The following is a 23279-nucleotide window of genomic DNA, read 5'->3' on the forward strand; positions in this document are numbered from 1 at the left end:
CCGATGCCTGCCTGGAATGCAGCCTGGCGTGCCGAGGCGTTGCCGGAACTGGCGGCGCGCGACTGGGATCTGCTCGTGGTCGGCGGTGGAATCACCGGCGCTGGCATCCTGCGCGAGGCCGCACGGCGTGGCTGGCGCTGCCTGTTGATCGAGCAGCGCGACTTCGCCTGGGGCACTTCCAGCCGCTCGTCGAAGATGGTTCACGGTGGGCTGCGCTACATCGCCAAGGGGCAGTTCGGCCTGACCCGCGACTCGGTGCGCGAACGCCAGCGCCTGCTGGGCGAGGCGCCGGGGCTGGTCGATCCGCTGAGCTTCATCATGCCGCACTACCAGGGCGGCTTCCCCGGCCCGCGCGTGTTCGGCACGCTGCTGTCGCTGTACGACGCGCTGGCGGGGCGGCGCAATCACCTCTTCCATCGCCTCGAAGAACTGCGCTACCTGGCGCCGGGCCTGAAGGAAGACCGCCTGTTGGGCGGTACCCGCTTCCAGGACGCGGTGACTGACGACGCACGCCTGGTGATGCGTGTGCTCGGCGAAGCGCGCGCCGAAGGCGGTGAAGCCCTTAACGGCTTGAAGGTGATCGAACTGGACCGCCGAGATGGTCGCGTTCAGGGACTGGTCGCCGAGGACAGCGAGAGTGGCCAGCTCTTCACTTTCCGCGCCCGTGCCGTGGCGCTGGCTACTGGCGCCTGGGCCGATGCGCTGCGGCAGAAAAACGGCGGCGAGCATATTCGCCCGTTGCGTGGCAGCCATCTGCTGCTGCCGGCCTGGCGCCTGCCGGTGGCCCACGCCTTCAGCTTCATGCATGGGCAGGACAAACGCCCGGTGTTCGTCTTCCCCTGGGAGGGTGCGACTGTGGTCGGTACCACCGACCTGGATCACCGCGACACGCTGGACGATGACGCTGCCATCAGCCGCGAGGAAGTGGATTACCTGCTGGCCGCCTGTGCGCAGCAGTTTCCTTCTGCACAGATCACCGCCGGCGATGTGCGCTCCACCTGGGCCGGCGTGCGTCCGGTGGTCAGCGATGGCGCGCCATCGCTCAAGCCCTCGGACGAGAAGCGCGAGCACGCGTTGTGGGTCGAGCCGGGCTGTGTGACCTTGGCCGGCGGCAAGCTGACCACCTTCCGCCTGCTGGCGCTGGAAGTTCTGGCGGCCTGTGCGCCGATGCTGGAGCGGCCGCTCGAGGCAGCCGGCGAGCAGGTCTTCGAGCCTGTCGAAACTGTCGAAACTGTCGATCTGCCGGGGCTGACGCCGCCGCAGCAGACCCGCCTGCGCGGCCGACATGGTCGGGCGCTGCCGGAGCTGGCGCGGGTGCTGAAAACCGTGGGTAGCGAATGCATCGGTCATACCGATTCGCTCTGGGCCGAGCTGGCCTGGGCGGCGGAGGGGGAGCTGGTGCTGCACCTGGATGACCTGCTGTTGCGCCGTACCCGCGTCGGCCTGCTGCTGGCCGATGGCGGCGCCCACGAGCTGCCGAGGATTCGCGCGCTGTGCCAGCCACGCCTGGGTTGGGATGACAACCGGTGGAAACGCGAAGAACAGGACTACCTGGCGCTGTGGCGTCGCTGCTACAGCCTTCCGCACTGACCGAGAGAGACATGAACAACAGCATGGATAACAACAACTACCTGCTGGCCATCGACAATGGCACCCAGAGCGTGCGTGCGCTGCTCTTCGACCTCCAGGGCAATCTGGTGGGCAAGGGCAAGGTCGAGCTGGAGGCCTATTTCTCCTCGCAGCCCGGCTGGGCCGAGCAGCACCCGGACTACTACTGGGAGCAACTGGGCGAGGCCTGCAAGCGCCTGTGGGCCAGTGTAGACATCGACCGCAGCTGCATCCGTGGCGTCTCGCTGACCACCCAGCGCGGGACGGTGATCCATGTCGACGAGGCCGGCCAGGCTCTGCGCCCGGCGATCATCTGGCTGGACCAGCGCCGCGCCGAGCTGGGCGAGTCGATCAAGGGGCCTTGGGGATGGCTGTTCAAGCTGGTGGGCGCGCAGGGCGCGGTGGATTACTTCCGCACCCAGGCCGAAGTGAACTGGGTCGCCCAGCAGCAGCCGGACATCCACCAGCGCACGCACAAGCTGCTGCTGCTCTCGGGCTTTCTCACCCAGCGCCTGTGCGGCCGCTACGTGGACTCGGTGGCCTGCAGCGTGGCCTACCTGCCGTTCGACTACAAGAAGCTGCAATGGGCTGCGCCGCGCGATTGGAAATGGCAGGTGCTGGACGTGCGCCACGAACAGCTGCCCGAGCTGTTCAAGCCCGGCGAGAAACTGGGTGAGATCAGCGCCGAAGCCAGCCGGCTGACCGGGATTCCCGAGGGCCTGCCGCTGATCGCCGCCGGCGCCGACAAGGCCTGCGAAGTGCTCGGCGCGGGCGCCATCGATCCGACCGTGGCCTGCCTGTCCTACGGCACCACCGCGACCATCAACACCACTCGCTCGCGCTATCTGGAGACTATCCCGCTGATTCCGCCTTACCCGGCGGCGATTCCCGATCACTTCAATACCGAAGTGATGATCTACCGCGGCTTCTGGATGGTCAGCTGGTTCAAGCGCGAATTTGGCCTGCGCGAGATGCAGCGCGCGCAGGAGCTGGGTATCGAGCCGGAGAAATTGTTCGACGAACTGGTCAACAGCGTGCCCGCCGGCTCCATGGGGCTGATGCTGCAACCCTACTGGACGCCGGGCATCCGCGAGCCGGGGCTGGAGGCGAAGGGCTCGATCATCGGCTTTGGCGACGTGCACACCCGCGCGCATATCTATCGCGCCATCCTCGAAGGCCTGGCCTACGCGCTGCGCCAGGGCAAGGAGCGCATCGAGAAGCGCTCCGGCACCCGCATCCAGCGCCTGCGCGTGGCCGGCGGCGGTTCGCAGAGCGATGCGGCGATGCAGCTTACCGCCGACATCTTCGGCCTGCCGGCGGAACGCCCGCATGTCTACGAAGCTTCCGGCCTGGGCGCAGCCATCGACTGCGCGGTGGGACTGGGGCTTTATCCGGACTTCACCAGCGCCATCGCCGGCATGACCCGTGTCGGTGATGTCTTCCACCCGCGCCCCGAGGCGCAGCGCACCTACGAACGGCTGTACAGCGAGGTCTACCAGCGCATGTACAAGCAGCTCAAGCCGCTGTACCAGAGCATCCGGGAGATCACCGGGTACCCGGCCTGACCGGCAAATCAAGTGGGAGGAATTTTCCTCGCGCTAGTCTGAGTCCATATCCAGTGGACTCACCGGGAGGAAACCCGCCATGACACAACCCAAGGCCCTGCTGATCCTGCACGGCAAGCAAGCTGCCAACGAAGAGGTCCGCGCCGCCGTACTGGCCACGCGCGAGACGGGTCGAGCGCTGGATGTCAGGGTGACCTGGGAGGGCGGGGACGCCCGACGGCTGGTGGAAGAGGGGCTGGCGGCGGGCTACACGACGCTGATCGCCGGCGGCGGCGATGGCACCGTCCGTGATGTCGCCGAGGCGCTGGCCCAGGCCGGTGGCAAGGCGAGCCTGGCGATCCTGCCGCTGGGCACCGCCAACGACTTCGCCCGTGCCGCCGGCGTGCCATTGGAGCCGGCCGCTGCGCTGGCCCTGCTGGAGGTGCCGGCGCGGCCCATCGACCTGGGCGAAGTGGACGGACAGATGTTCCTCAACATGGCTACCGGCGGCTTCGGCTCGAAGGTCACGGCCAACACTCCGGAAGACCTGAAGAAGCTGCTCGGCGGAGCGGCCTACCTGCTCACGGGGCTGACGCGCTTTTCCGAAGTGCATGCAGCGCAGGGGCGCTTCACTGGGCCGGATTTCGAATGGGAAGGCGAGTTCCTTGCCCTGGGTATCGGCAACGGCCGGCAGGCGGGCGGTGGACATGTGCTCTGCCCACAGGCGACGGCGGATGACGGGTTGCTGGACGTAAGCATCCTGCCGACCCCGCAGGACATGGTCGGTACGCTTGGCGCATTGCTCGGCAGTGGCTTCGGTGCGCAGGATGTGTTCATCCGCGCGCGGGTGCCCTGGGTCGAGGTGGAGGCTCGCGAGGGGCTGGACGTCAACCTCGACGGCGAGCCGCTGGAAGGTCGCAAACTTCGCTTCGAAGTCCGCCCGGCGGCGCTCTCCATGCACTTGCCGGCGGATTCGCCGCTGCTTTCGTCCGTCGGGCGGCTCGGCGCACCAATGGGCTGAGCAGTCTGGCCCGGACCGGACAAGTCGTGCATGATGGCGCACGGCCAGTATCTTGTTCTGCAGGATTCGGCCGATAGCGTTCCCGCACGACTCATTCCGAATCTGGAGCAGGCATGGCCGGTATTCTCGACACTGTCGATCAACGCACCCAACTGGTAGGCGAGAACCGCCTGGAAATCCTGGTCTTCCGCCTGGCCGGGCGGCAGCAGTTCGCGATCAACGTGTTCAAGGTGCAGGAAGTGCTGCAACTGCCGCGCCTGACCCTGATCCCGCAGCGCCACCCGATGATCTGCGGGGTGATCAACCTTCGCGGCCAGACCCTGCCGGTGATCGACCTGTCTCGCGCCATCGGCATGCGCGCGCTGACCCCGGATGCCAACAGCACCATCATTGTCACCGAGTACAACCGCTCGGTGCAGGCCTTCCTGGTGGGCGGCGTGGAGCGCATCCTCAACCTCAACTGGGAGTCGATCCAGCCGCCGCCCGGTGGCGCCGGCCGCCAGCATTACCTGACCGCGATCACCAAGGTGGAGGACCGCCTGGTGGAGATCATCGACGTGGAGAAGGTGCTCGCCGAGATCGTGCCGATGAACACCCGCGTTTCCAGCGACCGCCTGGACGACAAGCTGCTCAGCCAGACCCGTGGCCGCGAAGTACTGGTGGTGGACGATTCCAGCGTTGCCATCTCCCAATTGCGTGACACCCTTGGCCAGCTCGGCCTGCGCCTGCACGTGGCCACCGATGGCTTGCGCGCGCTGCAGCAGCTCAAGCGTTGGGCAGACGAAGGCATCGACATGGAAGAGAAACTGCTGATGGTCTTTACCGATGCCGAGATGCCGGAGATGGACGGCTACCGGTTGACCACCGAGATCCGCAACGACCCGCGCCTGCGTGACCTCTACGTGGTGCTGCACACCTCGCTGTCGGGCAGTTTCAACGACGCCATGGTGAAGAAGGTCGGCTGCGACGACTTCCTCTCCAAGTTCCAGCCCGACCAACTGGTGGAAGTGGTGCGTCGTCGGTTGCAGAAGGTGCCGGCCTAGCTGCTTTCCGCAGGAGGGGGCGCCTGGTTCATACTCGCGAACCGCCTGATGCCTTTGCGTCCGGAGAAAAGCGTTCGCGAGCAAGCTCGCTCTTGCAGGACCGCCGGCATTGCTAGACGCCCGTCCCACGCCGTATAAGGTCGCTTTCGCCTGCACGAAAGGAAGCCTCCGATGTACACGCTCAGCGAGCTCTACCGCTACCCGGTCAAGTCCACCGCCTACGAGCCCCTGCAGTCCATCCGCCTGGATGCGCTGGGCCTGGAAGGGGATCGACGCTGGATGGTGGTGGAGGCGTCCAATGGCCGCTTCCTGACCCAGCGCCTGTTGCCGCAGATGGGTCGCATCGAAGCGCGCTGGCAGGATGACTTCGCCGCCCTGCGCCTGCGCGCACCCGGCATGGATGAGCTGCTGGTGAAGGTGCCTGGCCGCGACGACAACCTGCGCGGCGTGCTGATCTGGCGCGACATGCTGCAGGTGCCGGACGCCGGCGATGAGGCCGCGCAGTGGCTGAGCCGCTTCCTCGGTCGTGATGTGCGTCTGGTGCAAATGCCGGAGCAGCGCGCGCGGCAGGTGGATACCGCCTACGCCGAACCCGGTGAGCACGTGCATTTCGCTGATGGCTTCCCGCTGCTGCTGATTGGCCAGGGTTCGCTGGACGATCTGTCGGCCAAGGTCGGTCGCCCGCTGGAGATGCTGCGCTTCCGCCCGAACCTGGTGGTCACCGGCGCGGAACCTTTCGCCGAAGATGGCTGGAAGCGCATCCGTATCGGCGAGGTCACCTTCAGGGTGGCCAAGCCCTGCTCGCGTTGCATCCTGACCACCATCGACCCGCACACCGGCGAGCGCGATGCCGCTCGCGAGCCACTGGCGACCCTGCTGGGCTATCGCAACGTCAATGGCGAAGCCCTGTTCGGCCAGAACCTGCTGGCGGAGAACCGCGGCGAGCTGAAGCTGGGCATGCCGGTGGAAGTGCTGGAATAACGCTGGAATGACGCTGAGGCGGCGCGCCCGGACGGGCGCGCCGGATGACGCGGGAACTTACAGCTTGCTGTCGACGCAACCGGTGCTCTGGCACTCGCGCTCGCGTTCGCGCAGCACCACCAGGCGCTCGTTGGTCTTGTCCACGGCGCATTGCAGGTTGACGAAGTAGCCGCCGTCGCGCTCGTAGCTGCACTGGGCGTCGCGGTCCTTGATCCAGGCAATCTGGCTTTTCTTCAGCGCAGCCTTCTGGCCATCGTTGAGCATCTTGCGCAGGGTGCCGAATTCATTGTTCAGCTCGCGGTCCACCTGGGCGTATTCGGTGCTCAGGCAGTACACGCTGTCGAAGGCGTTGCGCGGCTTCTCGCAGGCGGCGAGAGCCAGGTTCGCGCTGAGCAGGCCGGCGGTCAGGACGGTGAGGGAGAGGAGCGACTGGCGCATGGAATTTCCTTTTCCTTGAGGGGATGAAGACCGCCCGGCGGGTGCCGGGCGGTAAAGGGGTCAGAGTTCGTCGAAGAAGCGTTCGTGCCAGTCGACGATGGGCTGCGGCGCGTTGAGCTTCTGCCCGTAGATCACTGCGTAGGACAGCACGTTCTGCACGTAGGAGCGGGTCTCGTCGAACGGAATGGTCTCGACCCAGACATCGAAGGCCAGGTGACGCGCATCCTTCAGCCACTGCCGTACACGGCCGGGGCCGGCGTTGTAGGCGGCGGTGGCGAGCACGCGGTTGCCGTTGAACTGGCCGTGCACCTGGCTCAGGTACGCGGCGCCGAGCTGGATGTTCACGTCCGGCACGATCAGTTGCTGTGGCGAGGCCAGCGGGATACCGAATTTCTTCGAGGTTTCCTTGGCGGTGGCGGGCATCAGCTGCATCAGGCCGGTGGCACCGACGCCGGAGCGCGCATCGGACATGAAGGCGCTTTCCTGGCGGGTGATGGCGAATACCCAGCTGGAGTGCAGGCCGCGGTTGCGCGCCTCGCGCACCAGGGTGTTGCGGTAGGCCATGGGGAAGCGGATATCCAGGTCGTCCCAGTACTTGGCCTGGCTGATCGCACGGATGGCCGGGAAGTACCATTGCATGTCGTAGGCGATCTTCGCCTGGGCCAGCAACTCGTCGTGACTCAGGTGGCGGGCAGCGTGGTACCACTCGCGGCGGGCGTTGATGATCTCGCCACGGGCGTAGAACTCCAGGGCGCGGCGAGTGCTCGGCGCATTGCGCACGCGCTGCATCGTCGCCGCGTCCAGCGATACCGGGCGATTGTTCAGCTGGTAGGGGGCGTTGATCCGGTCGGCGGCGAGGAAACCATAGAAATCACGTTCGCCGGCCACCGGCTGGTACAGGCTGATGGCCTGCTTGTTCTGCGGCTGCGCCAGTTGCAGCGAGCGCGCCTGCCAGTATTTCCAGCGGTTGGTCTCAGCAAGCGACGGCGGTAGGGCGCGGGTCAGCTCGTAGGCTTCTTCCCAACGGCCCAGCCGCAGCAATAGGCGCAGGCGCCATTCGGTGACGGTGTCGTCGCGCAGTTGCGGGTCGTACTTGACCATCATCGGCAGCGCGCGTGGGTCGTAGCGGCGCGCCAGGCTCAAGCCGATCTCGCGGGCGATGGAGACTTTCTCGTCGCTGGAGAACGGCAGCACCGAGCTGTAGTAGTCGAGCAGGTTGATGGCCTTTTCCGGGTCCTGCTTGGCCAGGCGGCGCAGGCCCAGGCCGACTACGTCGGCGGTGGCGTGGTCGCGGGCGCCGAAGCGCGTGGTCTGGCTCAGTTGCGCAGGGTTCTGCGCCACATTGACCATCAGTGTGCCCTGGCTGCCGAGGGTCGGCAGGCGCTTGGAAAGAACGGTGGCGAGGCTGTAGTTGCCTTTTTCGGCAGCCAGCTTCAGGCGTTTCCAGACCTTCTCCTCGGTGAGCTGGCCATCGGCCTGCCACAGGGCGAAGGTGGTGTCGCAAGCGTCGGGTTGCGGCTTGCCCACCAGCCAGAGCTTCTCGGCGGTGGCGTAGCCTTCGGCCTTGTTGCCGTGGCCCAGCTGATACTGGCCGTAGAGGCAGTCCAGTTCGGTGAAGTTCATCTTCGGGTCGTAATAACGGACGAAGGTGTTCCAGTCACCGCGGTCGGCGAGCTGGCGCATCCAGCGCAGCTTCAGCCAGTTGATCTGCGGCAGGTCGCCATGCTGCTCGATGAAGCGCTCGATCTCGGCGTTGCTGGCGCTTTTCAAACGGTTGGTCAGTTCGTCGTAGGCCAGGTACGGCTGCAGCGGATAATCGGCCAATGCCGATTGGTAGCTGAAGTACGGGCCGCTGTCGCCGCGAGCAAGGGCCTTCTGCGCCTCGTCGTACATCTGGCGCTGCTGGGGCAGGGACGCTGCGTTGGCTGTCGAAGCGGACAGACTGAGGATGAGGCAGGAGAACAGTGAGAAAAGGCGACCGCGCATGGCTCTTCCGGGAAGGTGATCGGTGGGCGCTGGATGGCGCGCGCCCGCTGCCACGTAGCTTAGCCTGTTGCGCGCGGGGGGCGAAAGCGCCGCCAGGGCTGCCTGGCTCAAAGGCGGACGAATGTCTCGTCAGCGCACTTTATCCGCACCCCTCTGACTTTTCCGCGCTTTCCCTTAAACTGCGCGCCCTGTTTGTGGAGATACCCAATGACCCTGCTCAAGTTCACCGACGTGTCCCTTGCCTTTGGCACCACTCCGCTGCTGGATAAGGTGTCCTGGCAGATCGCCCGGGGTGAGCGGGTCTGCGTCATCGGCCGCAACGGCACCGGCAAGTCGAGCATGTTCAAGCTGGTCAAGGGTGAACAGAAGCCCGACGACGGCGACATCTGGCGTGCACCTTCGCTGAAGATCGGCGAGTTGCCGCAGGAACTGCCGCGAGCCGACGACCGTACCGTCTACGACGTGGTTGCCGAGGGCCTTGCCGAGGTCGGCGAGCTGCTCGCACGCTACCACCACCTGAGCATGCACATCGAAAGCGAAGAGGACCTGAACAAGCTGGCGCGCGTCCAGCAGGACCTCGAAGCCCGCGACGGCTGGCGCCTCGGTCAACTGGTGGATACCACCCTGAGCCGCCTGCAACTACCGGCCGACAAGACCCTCGCCGAGCTTTCCGGTGGCTGGCGTCGCCGCGTGCTGCTGGCCCAGGCGCTGGTGGCCGAGCCCGACCTGCTGCTGCTCGACGAACCCACCAACCACCTGGACATCGGCGCCATCGCCTGGCTGGAAAACGCCCTGGCGGACTTCCCCGGCGCCGTGCTGTTCATCACCCACGACCGCTCCTTCCTGCAGGCCGTGGCCACCCGCATCCTCGAGCTGGACCGCGGCCACCTGATCGACTGGAACGGCGACTACGCCAGCTTCCTCGTGCATAAAGAGCAGGAACTGGCGGCAGAGGAGGCGGCCAACGCACTGTTCGACAAGCGTCTGGCCCAGGAGGAAGTGTGGATTCGCCAGGGCATCAAGGCCCGTCGTACCCGCAACGAGGGCCGCGTGCGTGCGCTGAAGGCGATGCGCAACGAGCGTGCCGAACGCCGCGAGCGCCAGGGCAAGGCCAGCTTCCAGATGGAGACGGCCGAGAAGTCCGGCAAGCAGGTGATCGTCGTCGAGAAAGCCGGCTTCGCCCATCCGGGCGGCCCGGCGCTGATCCGTGATTTCTCCCTGGTGCTGCAGCGCGGTGACCGCATCGGCCTGCTCGGCGCCAACGGCACCGGCAAGACGACGCTGCTCAAGCTGCTGTTGGGCGATCTGCAGCCGACTTCCGGCAACGTCAAGGAAGGCACCCGACTGGAAGTGGCTTATTTCGACCAGCTGCGTCACCAGCTGGAGCCGGAAAAAACCGTCATTGACAACATTTCCGAAGGTCGCGAATTCATCACGATCAATGGGCAGAATCGCCACGTCCTCAGCTACCTGGGCGACTTCCTGTTCTCCCCGCAGCGCGCCCGTACCCCGGTGAAAGCGCTCTCCGGTGGTGAGCGGGCACGCCTGTTGCTGGCGAAGTTGTTCAGCAAGCCGGCCAACCTGCTGGTGCTGGACGAACCGACCAACGACCTCGACGTGGAAACCCTGGAACTGCTGGAAGAAGTGCTGCTGACCTTCGACGGCACCGTACTGATGGTCAGCCACGACCGGGCCTTCCTCGACAACGTGGTGACCAGCACGCTGGTGTTCGAAGGCGAAGGGCGCGTGCGCGAATTCGTCGGCGGTTACCAGGACTGGCTGCGCCAGGGTGGGTCGCCGAAGCTGCTCGGCGTGGGTGAAGAAAAGGGCGACAAGCCCGCTGCCGCCCCCGCACCCGAGCAGCCGGCGGTTGTGAGTGCGCCGGCGGAAGCCGCGCCGAAGAAGAAGCTGAGCTACAAGCTGCAGCGCGAGCTGGAAGCCATTCCCGGGCAGATCGAAGCCCTGGAGGCGGAAATGACTGCATTGCAGGAGGAGACCGCGTCGCCGGACTTCTACCAGCGCCCGCAGGACGAAGCCCAGGCCGCCCTGGCGCGGCTCGGTACCCTGCAGGAAGAGCTGGACCGGCTGATCGAACGCTGGGCCGAACTGGAAGAGTGATCCGTTCGGTCCGGTGATGTGCCCGTGCGTATCGCTGATCAAAGACTGTTAGGGATGGCCGAATGGCAATCGAGTACCGCATCACCCTGGATGATGAGCACGAGTTCAGTTACCGCATCGAGCTGGAGCGCCAATACGACCCGCACCTGGCCGCCCAGACACCACGCTGGACGCGCCTGGAAAACAACCGGTGCAGCAACTGTCCGCTGAATCCGGCGCAGTACAGCCACTGCCCGGCGGCGGTGGATCTGCACCGGGTGATCGAGGATTTTCGTGGTTTGCCGGCCTTCAAGAAGGTCTCGGTGCAGGTGCGCACGCCGGAGCGCGAGTACATCAAGCACGCGGGGCTGGAAGAGGGGCTGCGCGCGCTGCTCGGCGTGATCATGGCCACCAGCGCCTGCCCGCTGCTGGGCAAGCTCAAGCCGATGGCGCAGCAGCACCTGCCGTTCGCCAGCAACCAGGAGTTCATCCTGCGCGCGGTGTCGCTTTACCTGATGCGACAGTACTTCAACTTCCGTGAAGGGCGGCATGCGGATTGGGAGCTGAAGGGGTTGGTGAAGCAATTCCAGCAGTTGCAGCTGGTGAACCAGGCGTTCTGGCAGCGGATTCACGAGACCTGCGACGGAGACTCGAACCTGAAGGCCTTCCTCAGCTTCTTCTCCATGGCGTCGAGCATGAGCTATTCGCTGGAGGCGCAGTTGCAGAAGGTGCGGCCGCTGCTGATGAGCGGGGATATGCTCGGCGCCTGAAACAAAACGGGCCCCGCAGGGCCCGCTCTCTACATGGGTTGGCTCAGCTGGTTTTCTGCAGGCGCACGGCGAGGACATCGCAGGGCGCACCGTGCAGCACGTCGTTGGCGGTGGAGCCCAGCAACAGGGCGAGACCGTGGCGGCCGTGGCTGCCGACGACGATCAGGTCACAGTCCTGCTCATCGGCGAGACGGTGGATTTCCTGGCGCGGCTGGCCATAGACCAGGTGGCACTGGGAGCTGGTGATCTCGGCGTAGGTGAGGGTGAACTGGTGCAGGCGTTCCTTGGCCTGGTCGAACTGCTGTTGTTGCAGCATCGACAGGTCCATCGGCACGTCGCCGCCGAAGGCCATGGCCATGGGCTCGACCACATGCACCGCCGAGAGCCGGGCGTCATTGGCCTTGGCCAGGGCTACCGCCCTCTTCATCACCGGATCGCATTCTTCGGTGAGGTCGACGGCGACCAGAATGTGTTGGTAGGGCATGAGCGTCTCCTCCGGGGGACTCGTTATCAATCAGTATGGCCCCAATGGCCGTGCTTGACCTGTTTGACCGGTATAACCGATATGACCACATGGATGGTAATTCTTCTCATCGCATTGGTGCTCAGCCCACTGACGTGGCTGATCCCTTCGCGCGGCCAGCGTGGGCAGATGGACCTGCGTCTGCAGGCGCGGCGCCTGGGCCTGGCCATGCAGATGGCGCAGCAGGAGTGGCCGCACTGGCTGGAGCGGCAGCCGCCGCGCCAGTGCGCGCAGTACCACCGCGCCCGCGGCAGGAGCCGCGATGTCTGGTGCTACTGGCAAAGCGAGCCGGGCGTCTGGCTGGATCGCTGGCGCGAGGCGAGCGCCCCCGCCGAGCTGGCGCAGGCTCTGGCCAGCCTGCCCAAGGACGTCTACATGGTCGAGGCAACGCCCCAGTTCCTCGCGCTGTATTGGGGGGAGCGGGGCGATAGCAGCGACCTCGAACGGGTCGCCACCTTCCTTAAACAGCATGCCTGAGGCAATCAGCTCTGCTGCGCGGCATAAAGGCCGGAGACTTTCTCCAGGTCTTCGATGATGCGGTCGGAGTACTTGTTGATCAGGAAGGGCACGCTGTTCTGGTTGTAGTTCTGCAGCGATTTCTCGATGTAGCGCCACTTGATCGCCACGCCGCGTAGCTCCTGGCCGATCTCCGGCGTGGTCTGCGGCGCCTGTTGCAGCTTCACCAGGTTGATCGCGAAGCGGTTGGCCAGGTCATCCAGCGGGCGCTCCTCGCCGCCGCCGAAGAAGCTGGCGCCCACCGAAGCGTTGCGCGAGGCGTAGTCCACCGCGATGTCCTGCATCAACAGGCTCTGCTCGCGGGTCTGCTGGGTCAGCGGCGGCACCTTGCTGCCGCTTTCGTCCTGGATCTTCGTGTAGAGCTGCTCGGCGGTATCCAGCAGCTTGCGGTTCTGCGCGGCGAGGTCGGCCACCGGTTGCAGGTCGGTGTAGCCGCTCTTGTCCAGTGCACCGGTGAGGGTGTGCAGTTGGGCCGCATAGGCCTTCCATTCGTCCAGCAGCTCGGTCTTGAGCTTCTTCGATTCGTTGCCGGGCATTTCCCCAAGCTTGCCCAGCGCGTCGGTGGCGCTCTGCGACGAGGCCTCGACCATCCTGGCGTACTTCTGGTCGCCCTCCATTGCATTGAACATGAAGAAGTCGCCGAGGCTGCGCTGGGCGGCGAGGCGTGTCTGATGGACGTTGAGCAGGTCGCTGGCGGCGTCGGCGGCAGCGATGAGGGGCAGGGTGGTGAGCGCGAGCGCAGACAGCAGACGCACGAGCGGACGGCTGGGCATCGTTCCAACTCCTTGGAGCCATGGGCTTCTTGTTGTTTTGTATTCCACAGGTTCCAGGCGTCTGCCGGCGTTGGCAGCAGGCAGATCGCCATTGCGCCCGACTCTAGCGCGGGCCATGGGGTTTGAACAGTGGCTCTCGGGACGTCGGTGCCAGGTAGTAATTGTCACGATAGGCGTGGTGAATAGGGTGTCAGGGCTGCGCTGAATGCTCCGGCCCAGACGCCCCGGCCGCTTTGCGACTGTTACGTCTCGCCGATTGACAAGCATTGGCTTTTGCTAGAAGGTGGGCGCACCCAAATCAAACGGGCGTATGAATCGAGCGTTTGCCGTGTGCAACGACTTGGACAGAACGCCCCGGCTATCGCGTCGGCGGGTGTGCCGCAAGCTTTGGGACTATCCTCGGCGCTGCCGAGCGGTCCCGATACACGGTGTCCGACGTGTGATTTCAAGCTTCCCTAGCGTGGAGATCAGTTGATGATTTACCAAGGTAAAGCCATCACGGTTAAGGCTCTTGAGAGCGGCATCGTCGAACTGAATTTCGACCTCAAGGGCGAGTCCGTCAACAAGTTCAACCGACTCACCCTGAATGAACTGCGCCAAGCAGTCGATACCATCAAGGCCGATGCGTCCGTCAAGGGCGTGATCGTGACCAGCGGCAAGGGCGTGTTCATCGTCGGCGCCGACATCACCGAGTTCGTCGACAACTTCAAACTGCCTGACGAAGAGCTGCTGGCCGGCAACCTCGAAGCCAACAAGATCTTCAGCGACTTCGAAGACCTCAACGTTCCGACCGTAGCCGCGATCAACGGCATCGCCCTGGGCGGCGGTCTGGAAATGTGCCTGGCTGCCGACTTCCGTGTCATGAGCGCCACCGCCAAGGTCGGCCTGCCGGAAGTGAAGCTGGGCATCTACCCGGGCTTCGGCGGCACCGTTCGCCTGCCGCGCATCATCGGTTGCGACAACGCAGTCGAGTGGATTGCCTCGGGCAAGGAAAACCGTGCCGAAGACGCGCTGAAAGTCGGCGCCGTCGACGCCGTCGTGGCTCCGGAGCAACTGCAAGCTGCCGCCCTGGACCTGGTCAAGCGCGCCATCGCCCGCGAGCTGGATCACAAGGCTCGCCGTCAGCCGAAGCTGGAAAAGCTCAAGCTGAACGCCATCGAGCAGATGATGGCCTTCGAAACCGCCAAGGGCTTCGTTGCAGGCCAGGCCGGCCCGAACTACCCGGCTCCGGTCGAAGCGATCAAGTCGATCCAGAAAGCCGCCAACTTCGGTCGTGACAAGGCGCTGGAAATCGAAGCCCAGGGCTTCGTGAAACTGGCCAAGACCTCGGTTGCGCAGAGCCTGATCGGCCTGTTCCTGAACGACCAGGACCTGAAGAAGAAAGCCAAGCAGTACGACGAAATCGCCAAGGACGTGAAACTGGCCGCCGTATTGGGCGCCGGCATCATGGGTGGCGGCATCGCCTACCAGTCCGCTTCCAAGGGCACTCCGATCCTGATGAAGGATATCCGCGAAGAGGGTATCCAGATGGGTCTGAACGAGGCCTCGAAGCTGCTGGGCAAGCGCGTCGAAAAAGGCCGCATGACTCCGGCCAAGATGGCCGAGGCCCTGAACGCCATTCGCCCGACCATGTCCTACGGCGACTTCGGCAACGTCGACATCGTCGTCGAAGCCGTGGTCGAGAATCCGAAGGTCAAGCAGATCGTTCTGGCCGAAGTTGAAGGCGTCGTGAAGGAAGATGCGGTCCTCGCGTCCAACACCTCCACCATCTCCATCAACCTGCTGGCCAAGGCGCTCAAGCGTCCGGAAAACTTCGTCGGCATGCACTTCTTCAACCCGGTGCATATGATGCCGCTGGTCGAAGTCATCCGTGGCGAGAAGTCCAGCGACGTCGCCGTCGCCACCACCGTGGCCTACGCCAAGAAGATGGGCAAGAATCCCATCGTGGTGAATGACTGCCCCGGCTTCCTGGTCAACCGCGTGCTGTTCCCGTACTTCGGTGGCTTCTCCAAGCTGCTGGGCTTCGGTGTGGACTTCGTGCGCATCGACAAGATCATGGAGAAGTTCGGCTGGCCCATGGGCCCGGCCTACCTGTCCGACGTGGTCGGCATCGACACCGGCCACCACGGCCGCGACGTGATGGCTGAAGGCTTCCCGGACCGCATGGCCGTGGAAGGCAAGACTGCCGTCGACGTGATGTACGACGCCAACCGTCTGGGCCAGAAGAATGGCAAGGGCTTCTACGCCTACGAGACCGACAAGCGCGGCAAGCCGAAGAAAGTCACCGATCCGCAGGCTTATGAGCTGCTGAAGTCCATCGTCACCGAGCAGCGCGAGCTGACCGACGAAGACATCATCAACTACATGATGATCCCGCTGTGCCTGGAAACCGTACGCTGCCTGGAAGATGGCATCGTCGAGACCGCTGCCGAGGCCGACATGGGCCTGATCTACGGCATCGGCTTCCCTCCCTTCCGTGGCGGTGCCCTGCGTTACATCGACTCCATCGGTGTGGCCGAATTCGTCGCACTGGCCGACCAGTACGCCGACCTGGGTGCGCTGTACCACCCGACCGCGAAGCTGCGTGAAATGGCCAAGAATGGCCAGAAGTTCTTCGGTTGAGTGCGCAACGAATAGAGCGAGAGTGAATTTATGAGCCTGAATCCGAGAGACGCCGTCATTGTCGACTTCGGCCGCACCCCGATGGGCCGTTCGAAGGGTGGCATGCACCGCAACACCCGCGCGGAGAACATGTCCGCGCACCTGATCAGCAAACTGCTGGAGCGCAACCCGAAGATCGACCCGGCGGAAGTCGAGGACGTGATCTGGGGCTGCGTGAACCAGACCCTGGAGCAGGGCTGGAACATCGCACGCATGGCGTCGCTGATGACCCAGATCCCGCACACCAGTGCCGGCCAGACCGTCAGCCGCCTGTGCGGCTCGTCCATGAGCGCCCTGCACACCGCCGTGCAGGCAATCCAGACCGGCAACGGTGACGTCTTCGTCATCGGTGGTGTGGAGCACATGGGCCACGTCGGCATGATGCACGGCGTCGATCCGAACCCGCACATGTCCCTGTATGCCGCCAAGGCGTCGGGCATGATGGGCCTGACCGCCGAGATGCTGGGCAAGATGCACGGTATCACCCGCGAGGCGCAGGATAAGTTCGGCGTGCGTTCGCACCAGCTGGCCTGGAAAGCGACCCAGGAAGGCAAGTTCAAAGACGAAATCATCCCGATGGAAGGCTACGACGAGAACGGCTTCCTGAAGGTCTTCGACTTCGACGAAACCATCCGTCCGGAAACCACCCTGGAAAGCCTGGCGGCCCTGAAGCCGGCCTTCAACCCGAAGGGCGGCACCGTGACCGCGGGTACTTCCTCGCAGATCACCGACGGCGCTTCCTGCATGATCGTCATGAGCGCCCAGCGCGCCCAGGACCTCGGCGTGCAGCCGATGGCCGTGGTTCGCGCCATGGCCGTGGCGGGCGTTGATCCGGCGATCATGGGTTACGGCCCGGTTCCGTCGACCAACAAGGCGCTCAAGCGCGCCGGCCTGACCATCAACGACATCGACTTCTTCGAGCTCAACGAAGCCTTCGCCGCACAGGCCCTGCCGGTGCTGAAGGACCTCAAGATCCTCGACAAGATGGAAGAGAAGGTCAACCTGCACGGCGGCGCCATCGCCCTGGGTCACCCGTTCGGCTGTTCCGGTGCGCGTATTTCCGGCACCCTGCTGAACGTGATGAAGCAGAACAGTGGCACCCTGGGCGTATCCACCATGTGCGTGGGTCTCGGTCAGGGCATCACCACCGTCTTCGAACGCGTCTAAGCTTTCGTCGATGGGAGAGCCGGGGCCTTGTGCCCCGGCTTTCGTTTTTGTCGGGTGGGGATTGCCCGGCGGCCGCGCAATCAGCACAATCGCCGCCTTTTGGCCGGCCGAGGGAGAACCGACATGCACTTGCAGCCCGGACTGTATCGACACTACAAGGGACAGCAGTACCGCGTGCTCGGCGTCGCCCGGCATTCGGAAACCGAGGAAGAGCTGGTGATCTACCAGGCGCTGTACGGCGAATTCGGCCTCTGGGTACGCCCGCTGAGCATGTTCACCGAGGCGGTAGAGGTGAATGGCGAGAACGTTCCGCGCTTCGCTCTGGTGAGCGCCGAAAACGATCCGCTGGGTCTCCAGACCGGCCCGTCCGGCGAAACCCAAGCTTGACCTTGGCGCGACCGCCACTATATATAGCGGTGCCGCTCCTAGCTCCTCCCTCCTTATAAATTCATCTTTTCGACGCAGGAATCTTCCGATCCATGGGTAAATCGCTGGTCATCGTGGAATCACCGGCCAAGGCCAAGACCATCAACAAGTACCTGGGCAACCAGTACGTGGTGAAGTCGAGCATCGGCCACATCCGCGACCTGCCCACCAGCGGCTCGTCCGCGTCGAAGGAGCCTGCGGCAAAAACGCGCAAGAGCGCTGCCGAGGCGCCGGCCCTGTCGCCGAAGGAGAAGGCCAAGCGCCAGCTCGTCACCCGCATGGGCGTCGATCCGGAACACGGCTGGAAGGCCAAGTACGAGATCCTGCCCGGCAAGGAAAAGGTGATCGAGGAGCTGCGTCGCCTGGCCAAGGATGCCGACACCATCTATCTCGCAACCGACTTGGACCGCGAAGGGGAGGCCATTGCCTGGCACCTGCGCGAGGCCATCGGCGGCGACGACTCGCGCTACAAGCGCGTGGTCTTCAACGAAATCACCAAGAAGGCCATCCAGGAGGCCTTCTCCCAGCCCGGCGAGCTGGATATCAACCGCGTGAATGCCCAGCAGGCGCGACGCTTCCTCGATCGCGTGGTGGGCTACATGGTTTCCCCGCTGCTCTGGGCCAAGATCGCCCGCGGCCTGTCTGCCGGTCGTGTGCAGTCGGTGGCGGTTAAGCTGGTGGTCGAGCGTGAGCGCGAGATCCGCGCCTTTGTCCCGGAAGAGTACTGGGAAGTCCACGCCGACCTCGGCACGCCGAAGAACGACAAGGTCCGCTTCGAAGTCGTGCGCGAGAAGGGCGAAGCTTTCAAGCCGCTGAACGAAGCCCAGGCCACTGCTGCCCTGGAGAAGCTCAAGGCGTCCAGCTACAGCATCGCCAAGCGCGAGGACAAGCCGACTTCCAGCAAGCCCTCGGCACCATTCATCACCTCCACCCTGCAACAGGCCGCAAGCAACCGCCTGGGCTTCGGGGTGAAGAAGACCATGATGATGGCCCAGCGTCTCTACGAAGCCGGCTACATCACCTACATGCGTACCGACTCGACCAACCTGTCGGCCGACGCCATCGATATGGTGCGTGGCTTCATCGACAGCGAGTTCGGCAAGAAATACCTGCCGGCCAAGCCGAACTTCTACTCCAGCAAGGAAGGTGCCCAGGAAGCGCACGAAGCGATTCGTCCTTCCGACGTCAACCTGCGTCCGACCCAGCTGTCGGGCATGGAGCGCGATGCCGAGCGCCTGTACGACCTGATCTGGCGCCAGTTCGTGGCCTGCCAGATGCCGCCGGCCGAGTATCTGTCCACCACCGTCAGCGCAGCTGCCGGTGACTTCGAACTGCGCGCCAAGGGCCGCATCCTCAAGTTCGACGGCTACACCAAGGTGTTGCCGCAGCAGAGCAAGCCGGGCGAGGACGACGTCCTGCCGGAAATGAACCAGGGCGATGCGATGAAGCTGCTCAAGCTCGACCCGAGCCAGCACTTCACCAAGCCGCCGGCGCGCTTCTCCGAAGCCAGCCTGGTCAAAGAACTGGAAAAACGTGGCATCGGTCGCCCGTCCACCTACGCGGCGATCATCTCCACCATCCAGGAGCGCGGCTACGTCACCACCCACAACCGCCGCTTCTACGCGGAGAAAATGGGCGACATCGTCACCGATCGTCTCAACGAGAGCTTCTCCAACCTGATGGACTACGGCTTCACCGCCGGCATGGAAGAGAACCTCGATGACGTGGCCCAGGGCGAGCGTGACTGGAAAAACGTGCTGGACGAGTTCTACGGCGACTTCCGCAAGAAGCTCGACCTGGCCGAGGCTGCCAACGACGGCATGCGCGCCAACCAGCCGACCCTGACCGACATCCCCTGCCGCGAGTGCGGTCGGCCGATGATGATCCGTACCGCTTCCACCGGCGTGTTCCTCGGCTGCTCGGGCTACAGCCTGCCACCGAAAGAGCGCTGCAAGGCGACCGTGAACCTGATTCCGGGCGACGAGATCGCAGCCGATGACGAAGGCGAATCCGAATCTCGCGTACTGCGTGGCAAGCACCGCTGCCCGATCTGCAGCACCGCGATGGATGCGTACCTGGTCGACGAAAAACGCAAGCTGCACATCTGTGGCAACAACCCGGATTGCGCCGGCTACGAGATCGAAGAGGGTCAGTACCGCATCAAGGGCTACGAAGGCCCCAGCCTGGAATGCGACAAGTGCGGCAGCGAGATGCAGCTCAAGACCGGTCGCTTCGGCAAGTTCTTTGGCTGCACCAACCCGACCTGCAAGAACACCCGCAAGCTGCTGAAGAATGGTGAGCCTGCGCCGCCGAAGATGGACGCCATCCGCATGCCGGAACTCAAGTGCGAGAAGGTCGACGACATCTACGTACTGCGTGACGGTGCTTCCGGCCTGTTCCTCGCCGCCAGCCAGTTCCCGAAGAACCGCGAGACCCGTGCTCCGCTGGTGGCCGAACTGCTGCCGCACAAGGAAGAGCTGGATCCAAAGTACCACTTCCTGCTTTCCGCTCCGGCGAAAGACCCGGATGGTCGTCCGGCAGTCATCCGCTTCAGCCGCAAGACCAAGGAGCAGTACGTGCAGTCCGAGGTCGACGGCAAGCCCACCGGCTGGCGCGCGTTCTTCGACGGCGGCAAGTGGAAGGTCGAAGACAAGCGCTGATGGAAGGCGCGCCGCGCTGAGGTGGGGCGTGCTTATACTGCCGAAGTCGACTGCAGAGGGCCCGGTCATGGCGAACGAACTCTATACCCGTACCAACCAGAAGCTGTTCTTCGCCGGCCTTGCCCTGGAAGCCTGGCGCAACGCCGAGTCCGCGCGCGCGATGAATGCCCAGGCGCGCATCCAGGCCGAGCGCGAAGCGGCGCTGTTCCATCTCTATGGGGCGGTGCTGGGCGTCGCCCATGAGATCGCCGGCTACTACCGCCTGCCCCAGGCTGGTGCTCCGCGCGTCGATATGCTGCTGAACGCCGAGGTGCTGGCTGCCGCTCCAAGCCCGGAGCTGGCGGAGATGGTCGAACTGGCGCAATCGCCGGAAGCCTGGCTGGGTCGCCTGCTGGCCGCCTACGCCGCGCTGTTCCAGCCGCCGACCGAGCCGAAGAAAGCCAAGGTCGATCCGACCCAGCCGCTGATCCAGGCGGTGAATGTCGACGACGAGGCGCCGGTCGAGCTGGGCAATGATGAGCTGGAGGCCTGGCGTAAAGCCCTGAAGGAGCTGGTGCTGCGCTTCCGCGCCTCGCTCACTGAGCTCTGATCCCTGCTTCACTGCGTGCCGGCCTTCCGGTCGGTCCGCGCAAGCTTTGGCTAGGGTGTAGCGGGTGTGGCTGTTACACTACGCGTTCTGCTGTGGAGAACGTCGCTATGCCAACCTCATTTCTGGAAATTGTCGAGCTGCCTGACGGGCGTATCGTATTGCGTCGTGCGGACGAGGAGGAGGCGCTGGTGACCCTGGAGTTCTCCGCCGATGCCAAGGGCTTCCTGCAGGGTCAGCACATCGAGATCGCCAAGGCGATGTTCAATGTCGGTGTACAGATGGCCGGTCGCCTCGCCGAAGGCAGCGACATGAGCATGGACGACGAAGGTCCGCGCGTCCTGCACTGAGTTCTGCCGCTTCGCCGCGTTCGCGGCGAAGTTTCTCGATCCGATCAACCCAGACGAATATTCAGGCTCTGCGCCTGGCCGGCAACGGCTGCGCGGGAGAGTTGCGCGCGCGCTTTCGCGCTGAGGTTCAGCCAGCTCACCACGGTATGGCTGTTGCCCAGGCGCAGTGCCTCGCAGGCCAGGGCCTGGGCGGCGGCCTGATCGCGGGCCGGCAGCAGCAGGATGCCCTGGCGGTTCAGACCGGCCTTGCGCAGCCAGTCCGGCGTCAGGCTGGACGGCGGTGCGATCAGGGTCAGCCAGCGCGAGTCGCTTTCCTCGCTCAGCTCGCGGAGCATTGGCGCCAGCAGCATCAGGCACTGGCCGGGGAGGCCACGCAGGGCTATCTCACTGAAGGCGCTTTCTTCGGCGATGGGCTCTTCTTCCATCAGCTCCGGGAGCAGGGGAGCAGTACCGCTTGCCCAGAGTGCTTCCTGGAACAGCGGGAGTTGCGGCAGGTTCTGCGGCTGCGGGTACTGCATGGGTATCTCCTGTTCAGCGACGGATCACGCCGACGCTCAAGCCTTCGATGACCAGTTCCTGTTCCTTGAGATCGACCTCGATGGGGGCGAACTCCGGGTTCTCGGCGAGCAGCCAGACCTTGCTGCCTTCGCGCTTGAAGCGCTTCACCGTTACCTCTTCACCCAGGCGCGCGACCACGATCTGGCCGTTGCGCGCCTCGCGGGTGACGTGCACGGCAAGCAGGTCGCCGTCCATGATGCCGACATCCTTCATGCTCTGGCCGCGTACACGCAGCAGGTAGTTGGCTGGTGGGTTGAAGAAGGTCGGGTTGATCCGGCAGGTGTCGTCGACGTTCTGCTCGGCGAGGATCGGCGCGCCGGCGGCGACGCGGCCAATGATCGGCAGTTCGTCGTCATTGGCGGCGGCCTTGGGCTCGAAGCCGGGGATGCGAATGCCGCGGGAGGCGCCCGGGGTCATTTCGATGGCGCCTTTGCGGGCGAGGGCCTTCAAATGCTCCTCGGCGGCGTTAGGTGACTTGAAGCCGAGTTCCTGGGCGATTTCCGCGCGGGTGGGCGGGTAGCCGTTGGCTTCCAGGCAGCGTTTGATGAAGGCGAGGATCTCGGCTTGGCGCGGCGTGAGCTTCAGCATGTCCATACTCTGGCTTTTTATACAGTGACTGGAATTATATACAGTGATGACGGGCTGGCAATGCTTTTATTGGGCATGGCTGTCGGTGGTACGTTCGTGCATGTAACCTTTGGGGCTTGGCAAGCGTCTTGCTGTACATAAGGTGTCTCGTCGCATTGCCATGATATTGGTAACAATCCATCGCACTTTGCTTGACAATACAAGACGCTGAAACGTATGTTTCAAACAAGTGTTTGTCAGGCGGAGTAGCCATGGCCCAGTCGGAAACCGTCGAACGCATCCTGGATGCTGCGGAACAGCTGTTCGCGGAGAAAGGCTTCGCCGAAACCTCCTTGCGTCTGATCACCAGCAAGGCGGGGGTGAATCTCGCGGCGGTGAACTATCACTTTGGCTCGAAGAAGGCGCTGATCCAGGCGGTCTTCTCGCGCTTCCTCGGTCCGTTCTGCGCCAGCCTCGAAAAGGAGCTGGATCGCCGCCAGGCTAAACCCGATGCGCCGCGCGCCACCCTGGAAGAGCTGCTCGAACTGCTCGTGGTCCAGGCCATGGCGGTGAAGCCGCGTAGCGGCAATGATCTGTCGATCTTCATGCGCCTGCTGGGCCTGGCGTTCAGCCAGAGCCAGGGGCACCTGCGCAAGTACCTCGAAGAGGTCTACGGCAAGGTGTTCCGCCGCTACATGCTGCTGGTGCACGAGTCCGCGCCGCGACTGCCGCCGCTGGAGTTGTTCTGGCGCGTGCACTTCATGCTGGGTACCGCGGTGTTCAGCATGTCCGGCATCAAAGCGCTGCGTGCCATGGCCGAGAACGATTTTGGCGTGAACACTTCCATCGAGCAGGTGATGCGCCTGATGGTGCCGTTCCTCGCCGCCGGCATGCGTGCCGACAGTGGTGTCAGCGATCCATCGCTGGCGGGCGCGCAACTCAAGCCGCGTACCAAATCGAGCGCCTCCCAGGCGCCTGCCAAAGTCTGATCCGAGCCCGGCTTC

Annotated in this window: 21 protein-coding genes; 15 read left to right on the forward strand and 6 right to left on the reverse strand. The window is 64.4% G+C overall.

What is annotated here, in order from left to right; translation table 11 throughout:
* The first annotated feature begins 3 nt into the window (after window positions 1-3).
* The 5 genes from FAS41_RS24625 (at window position 4) to FAS41_RS24645 (ending at window position 6197) form a co-directional block, all read left to right on the forward strand.
* Window positions 4-1590: a glycerol-3-phosphate dehydrogenase/oxidase gene (locus FAS41_RS24625; protein WP_138525986.1), complete on the forward strand. Its 1587-nt coding sequence runs from the start codon at window positions 4-6 to the stop codon at window positions 1588-1590.
* A 23-nt stretch (window positions 1591-1613) separates the two neighbouring features.
* Window positions 1614-3173 carry an FGGY-family carbohydrate kinase gene (locus FAS41_RS24630; RefSeq protein WP_138526030.1) on the forward strand — a complete coding sequence of 520 codons (1560 nt, stop codon included), beginning with the start codon at window positions 1614-1616 and terminating at the stop codon, window positions 3171-3173.
* 79 nt (window positions 3174-3252) lie between these two features.
* Window positions 3253-4173 carry a lipid kinase YegS gene (yegS, locus tag FAS41_RS24635; protein ID WP_138525987.1) on the forward strand — a complete coding sequence of 307 codons (921 nt, stop codon included), beginning with the start codon at window positions 3253-3255 and terminating at the stop codon, window positions 4171-4173.
* A gap of 113 nt (window positions 4174-4286) precedes the next feature.
* A complete protein-coding gene (locus FAS41_RS24640) occupies window positions 4287-5216 on the forward strand; it encodes a chemotaxis protein CheV (RefSeq protein WP_138525988.1) in 930 nt (309 codons plus the stop codon).
* 171 nt (window positions 5217-5387) lie between these two features.
* Entirely contained in the window at window positions 5388-6197 is an 810-nt protein-coding gene (locus FAS41_RS24645) for an MOSC domain-containing protein (protein WP_138525989.1), read from the forward strand.
* Between the two features lie 57 nt (window positions 6198-6254).
* Here the strand turns inward: FAS41_RS24645 and FAS41_RS24650 are convergent, their stop codons facing one another.
* Together FAS41_RS24650 and FAS41_RS24655 are read right to left on the reverse strand one after the other, a co-directional pair.
* Window positions 6255-6635: a lysozyme inhibitor LprI family protein gene (locus FAS41_RS24650; protein WP_138525990.1), complete on the reverse strand. Its 381-nt coding sequence runs from the start codon at window positions 6633-6635 to the stop codon at window positions 6255-6257.
* Between the two features lie 60 nt (window positions 6636-6695).
* Complete coding sequence (locus tag FAS41_RS24655) at window positions 6696-8621, reverse strand: transglycosylase SLT domain-containing protein (protein ID WP_138525991.1); 1926 nt, start codon at window positions 8619-8621, stop codon at window positions 6696-6698.
* A gap of 207 nt (window positions 8622-8828) precedes the next feature.
* Here FAS41_RS24655 and FAS41_RS24660 point away from each other — a divergent pair, with 207 nt between their 5' ends.
* Both FAS41_RS24660 and FAS41_RS24665 read left to right on the forward strand, forming a co-directional pair.
* Window positions 8829-10739, forward strand: a complete 1911-nt coding sequence (locus FAS41_RS24660; RefSeq protein WP_138525992.1) for an ATP-binding cassette domain-containing protein — start codon at window positions 8829-8831, stop codon at window positions 10737-10739.
* Between the two features lie 62 nt (window positions 10740-10801).
* A complete protein-coding gene (locus FAS41_RS24665; protein WP_138525993.1) occupies window positions 10802-11488 on the forward strand; it encodes a DUF6901 family protein in 687 nt (228 codons plus the stop codon).
* Between the two features lie 43 nt (window positions 11489-11531).
* On the opposite strand, the gene FAS41_RS24670 is transcribed toward FAS41_RS24665, so the two are convergent.
* Window positions 11532-11972: a universal stress protein gene (locus FAS41_RS24670; protein ID WP_024766849.1), complete on the reverse strand. Its 441-nt coding sequence runs from the start codon at window positions 11970-11972 to the stop codon at window positions 11532-11534.
* Window positions 11973-12053: 81 nt separating this feature from the next.
* On the opposite strand from FAS41_RS24670, the gene FAS41_RS24675 reads away from it, so the two are divergent.
* On the forward strand, window positions 12054-12488 hold the full coding sequence (locus FAS41_RS24675; RefSeq protein WP_138525994.1) for a hypothetical protein: 435 nt from the start codon (window positions 12054-12056) through the stop codon (window positions 12486-12488).
* A gap of 5 nt (window positions 12489-12493) precedes the next feature.
* Here the strand turns inward: FAS41_RS24675 and FAS41_RS24680 are convergent, their stop codons facing one another.
* On the reverse strand, window positions 12494-13300 hold the full coding sequence (locus FAS41_RS24680; RefSeq protein ID WP_138525995.1) for a hypothetical protein: 807 nt from the start codon (window positions 13298-13300) through the stop codon (window positions 12494-12496).
* 474 nt (window positions 13301-13774) lie between these two features.
* Here FAS41_RS24680 and fadB point away from each other — a divergent pair, with 474 nt between their 5' ends.
* From fadB to FAS41_RS24710, 6 genes are all read left to right on the forward strand, one after another.
* A complete protein-coding gene (gene fadB, locus FAS41_RS24685; protein WP_138525996.1) occupies window positions 13775-15922 on the forward strand; it encodes a fatty acid oxidation complex subunit alpha FadB in 2148 nt (715 codons plus the stop codon).
* A 30-nt stretch (window positions 15923-15952) separates the two neighbouring features.
* The gene (gene fadA / locus FAS41_RS24690; RefSeq protein ID WP_081519444.1) at window positions 15953-17128 is read left to right on the forward strand and encodes an acetyl-CoA C-acyltransferase FadA; all 1176 of its coding nucleotides are present in this window, start codon (window positions 15953-15955) and stop codon (window positions 17126-17128) included.
* A 123-nt stretch (window positions 17129-17251) separates the two neighbouring features.
* Window positions 17252-17515 carry a DUF1653 domain-containing protein gene (locus FAS41_RS24695; protein ID WP_045211689.1) on the forward strand — a complete coding sequence of 88 codons (264 nt, stop codon included), beginning with the start codon at window positions 17252-17254 and terminating at the stop codon, window positions 17513-17515.
* A gap of 92 nt (window positions 17516-17607) precedes the next feature.
* Window positions 17608-20214: a type I DNA topoisomerase gene (gene topA, locus FAS41_RS24700; RefSeq protein ID WP_138525997.1), complete on the forward strand. Its 2607-nt coding sequence runs from the start codon at window positions 17608-17610 to the stop codon at window positions 20212-20214.
* A 67-nt stretch (window positions 20215-20281) separates the two neighbouring features.
* Window positions 20282-20803: a DUF6586 family protein gene (locus FAS41_RS24705; RefSeq protein ID WP_138525998.1), complete on the forward strand. Its 522-nt coding sequence runs from the start codon at window positions 20282-20284 to the stop codon at window positions 20801-20803.
* Window positions 20804-20910: 107 nt separating this feature from the next.
* On the forward strand, window positions 20911-21150 hold the full coding sequence (locus FAS41_RS24710; RefSeq protein WP_138525999.1) for a hypothetical protein: 240 nt from the start codon (window positions 20911-20913) through the stop codon (window positions 21148-21150).
* 44 nt (window positions 21151-21194) lie between these two features.
* On the opposite strand, the gene sulA is transcribed toward FAS41_RS24710, so the two are convergent.
* Both sulA and lexA read right to left on the reverse strand, forming a co-directional pair.
* A complete protein-coding gene (sulA, locus tag FAS41_RS24715; protein WP_138526000.1) occupies window positions 21195-21668 on the reverse strand; it encodes an SOS-induced cell division inhibitor SulA in 474 nt (157 codons plus the stop codon).
* A 13-nt stretch (window positions 21669-21681) separates the two neighbouring features.
* Entirely contained in the window at window positions 21682-22296 is a 615-nt protein-coding gene (gene lexA / locus FAS41_RS24720) for a transcriptional repressor LexA (protein WP_138526001.1), read from the reverse strand.
* A 251-nt stretch (window positions 22297-22547) separates the two neighbouring features.
* On the opposite strand from lexA, the gene FAS41_RS24725 reads away from it, so the two are divergent.
* Window positions 22548-23264, forward strand: a complete 717-nt coding sequence (locus tag FAS41_RS24725) for a TetR/AcrR family transcriptional regulator (protein WP_138526002.1) — start codon at window positions 22548-22550, stop codon at window positions 23262-23264.
* Window positions 23265-23279 lie beyond the last annotated feature (15 nt).

The sequence above is a fragment of the Pseudomonas nicosulfuronedens genome, from assembly GCF_005877905.1.
Classification (GTDB): Bacteria; Pseudomonadota; Gammaproteobacteria; order Pseudomonadales; family Pseudomonadaceae; genus Pseudomonas; species Pseudomonas nicosulfuronedens.

Bases quoted from the DNA above. Each gene is read 5' to 3' on its own strand.
- FAS41_RS24625 (WP_138525986.1), top strand. From the start codon at position 4: ATGCCTGCCTGGAATGCAGCCTGGCGTGCCGAGGCGTTGCCGGAACTG.
- FAS41_RS24630 (WP_138526030.1), top strand. From the start codon at position 1,614: ATGGATAACAACAACTACCTGCTGGCCATCGACAATGGCACCCAGAGC.
- yegS (WP_138525987.1), top strand. From the start codon at position 3,253: ATGACACAACCCAAGGCCCTGCTGATCCTGCACGGCAAGCAAGCTGCC.
- FAS41_RS24640 (WP_138525988.1), top strand. From the start codon at position 4,287: ATGGCCGGTATTCTCGACACTGTCGATCAACGCACCCAACTGGTAGGC.
- FAS41_RS24645 (WP_138525989.1), top strand. From the start codon at position 5,388: ATGTACACGCTCAGCGAGCTCTACCGCTACCCGGTCAAGTCCACCGCC.
- FAS41_RS24650 (WP_138525990.1), bottom strand. From the start codon at position 6,635: ATGCGCCAGTCGCTCCTCTCCCTCACCGTCCTGACCGCCGGCCTGCTC.
- FAS41_RS24655 (WP_138525991.1), bottom strand. From the start codon at position 8,621: ATGCGCGGTCGCCTTTTCTCACTGTTCTCCTGCCTCATCCTCAGTCTG.
- FAS41_RS24660 (WP_138525992.1), top strand. From the start codon at position 8,829: ATGACCCTGCTCAAGTTCACCGACGTGTCCCTTGCCTTTGGCACCACT.
- FAS41_RS24665 (WP_138525993.1), top strand. From the start codon at position 10,802: ATGGCAATCGAGTACCGCATCACCCTGGATGATGAGCACGAGTTCAGT.
- FAS41_RS24670 (WP_024766849.1), bottom strand. From the start codon at position 11,972: ATGCCCTACCAACACATTCTGGTCGCCGTCGACCTCACCGAAGAATGC.
- FAS41_RS24675 (WP_138525994.1), top strand. From the start codon at position 12,054: ATGACCACATGGATGGTAATTCTTCTCATCGCATTGGTGCTCAGCCCA.
- FAS41_RS24680 (WP_138525995.1), bottom strand. From the start codon at position 13,300: ATGCCCAGCCGTCCGCTCGTGCGTCTGCTGTCTGCGCTCGCGCTCACC.
- fadB (WP_138525996.1), top strand. From the start codon at position 13,775: ATGATTTACCAAGGTAAAGCCATCACGGTTAAGGCTCTTGAGAGCGGC.
- fadA (WP_081519444.1), top strand. From the start codon at position 15,953: ATGAGCCTGAATCCGAGAGACGCCGTCATTGTCGACTTCGGCCGCACC.
- FAS41_RS24695 (WP_045211689.1), top strand. From the start codon at position 17,252: ATGCACTTGCAGCCCGGACTGTATCGACACTACAAGGGACAGCAGTAC.
- topA (WP_138525997.1), top strand. From the start codon at position 17,608: ATGGGTAAATCGCTGGTCATCGTGGAATCACCGGCCAAGGCCAAGACC.
- FAS41_RS24705 (WP_138525998.1), top strand. From the start codon at position 20,282: ATGGCGAACGAACTCTATACCCGTACCAACCAGAAGCTGTTCTTCGCC.
- FAS41_RS24710 (WP_138525999.1), top strand. From the start codon at position 20,911: ATGCCAACCTCATTTCTGGAAATTGTCGAGCTGCCTGACGGGCGTATC.
- sulA (WP_138526000.1), bottom strand. From the start codon at position 21,668: ATGCAGTACCCGCAGCCGCAGAACCTGCCGCAACTCCCGCTGTTCCAG.
- lexA (WP_138526001.1), bottom strand. From the start codon at position 22,296: ATGCTGAAGCTCACGCCGCGCCAAGCCGAGATCCTCGCCTTCATCAAA.
- FAS41_RS24725 (WP_138526002.1), top strand. From the start codon at position 22,548: ATGGCCCAGTCGGAAACCGTCGAACGCATCCTGGATGCTGCGGAACAG.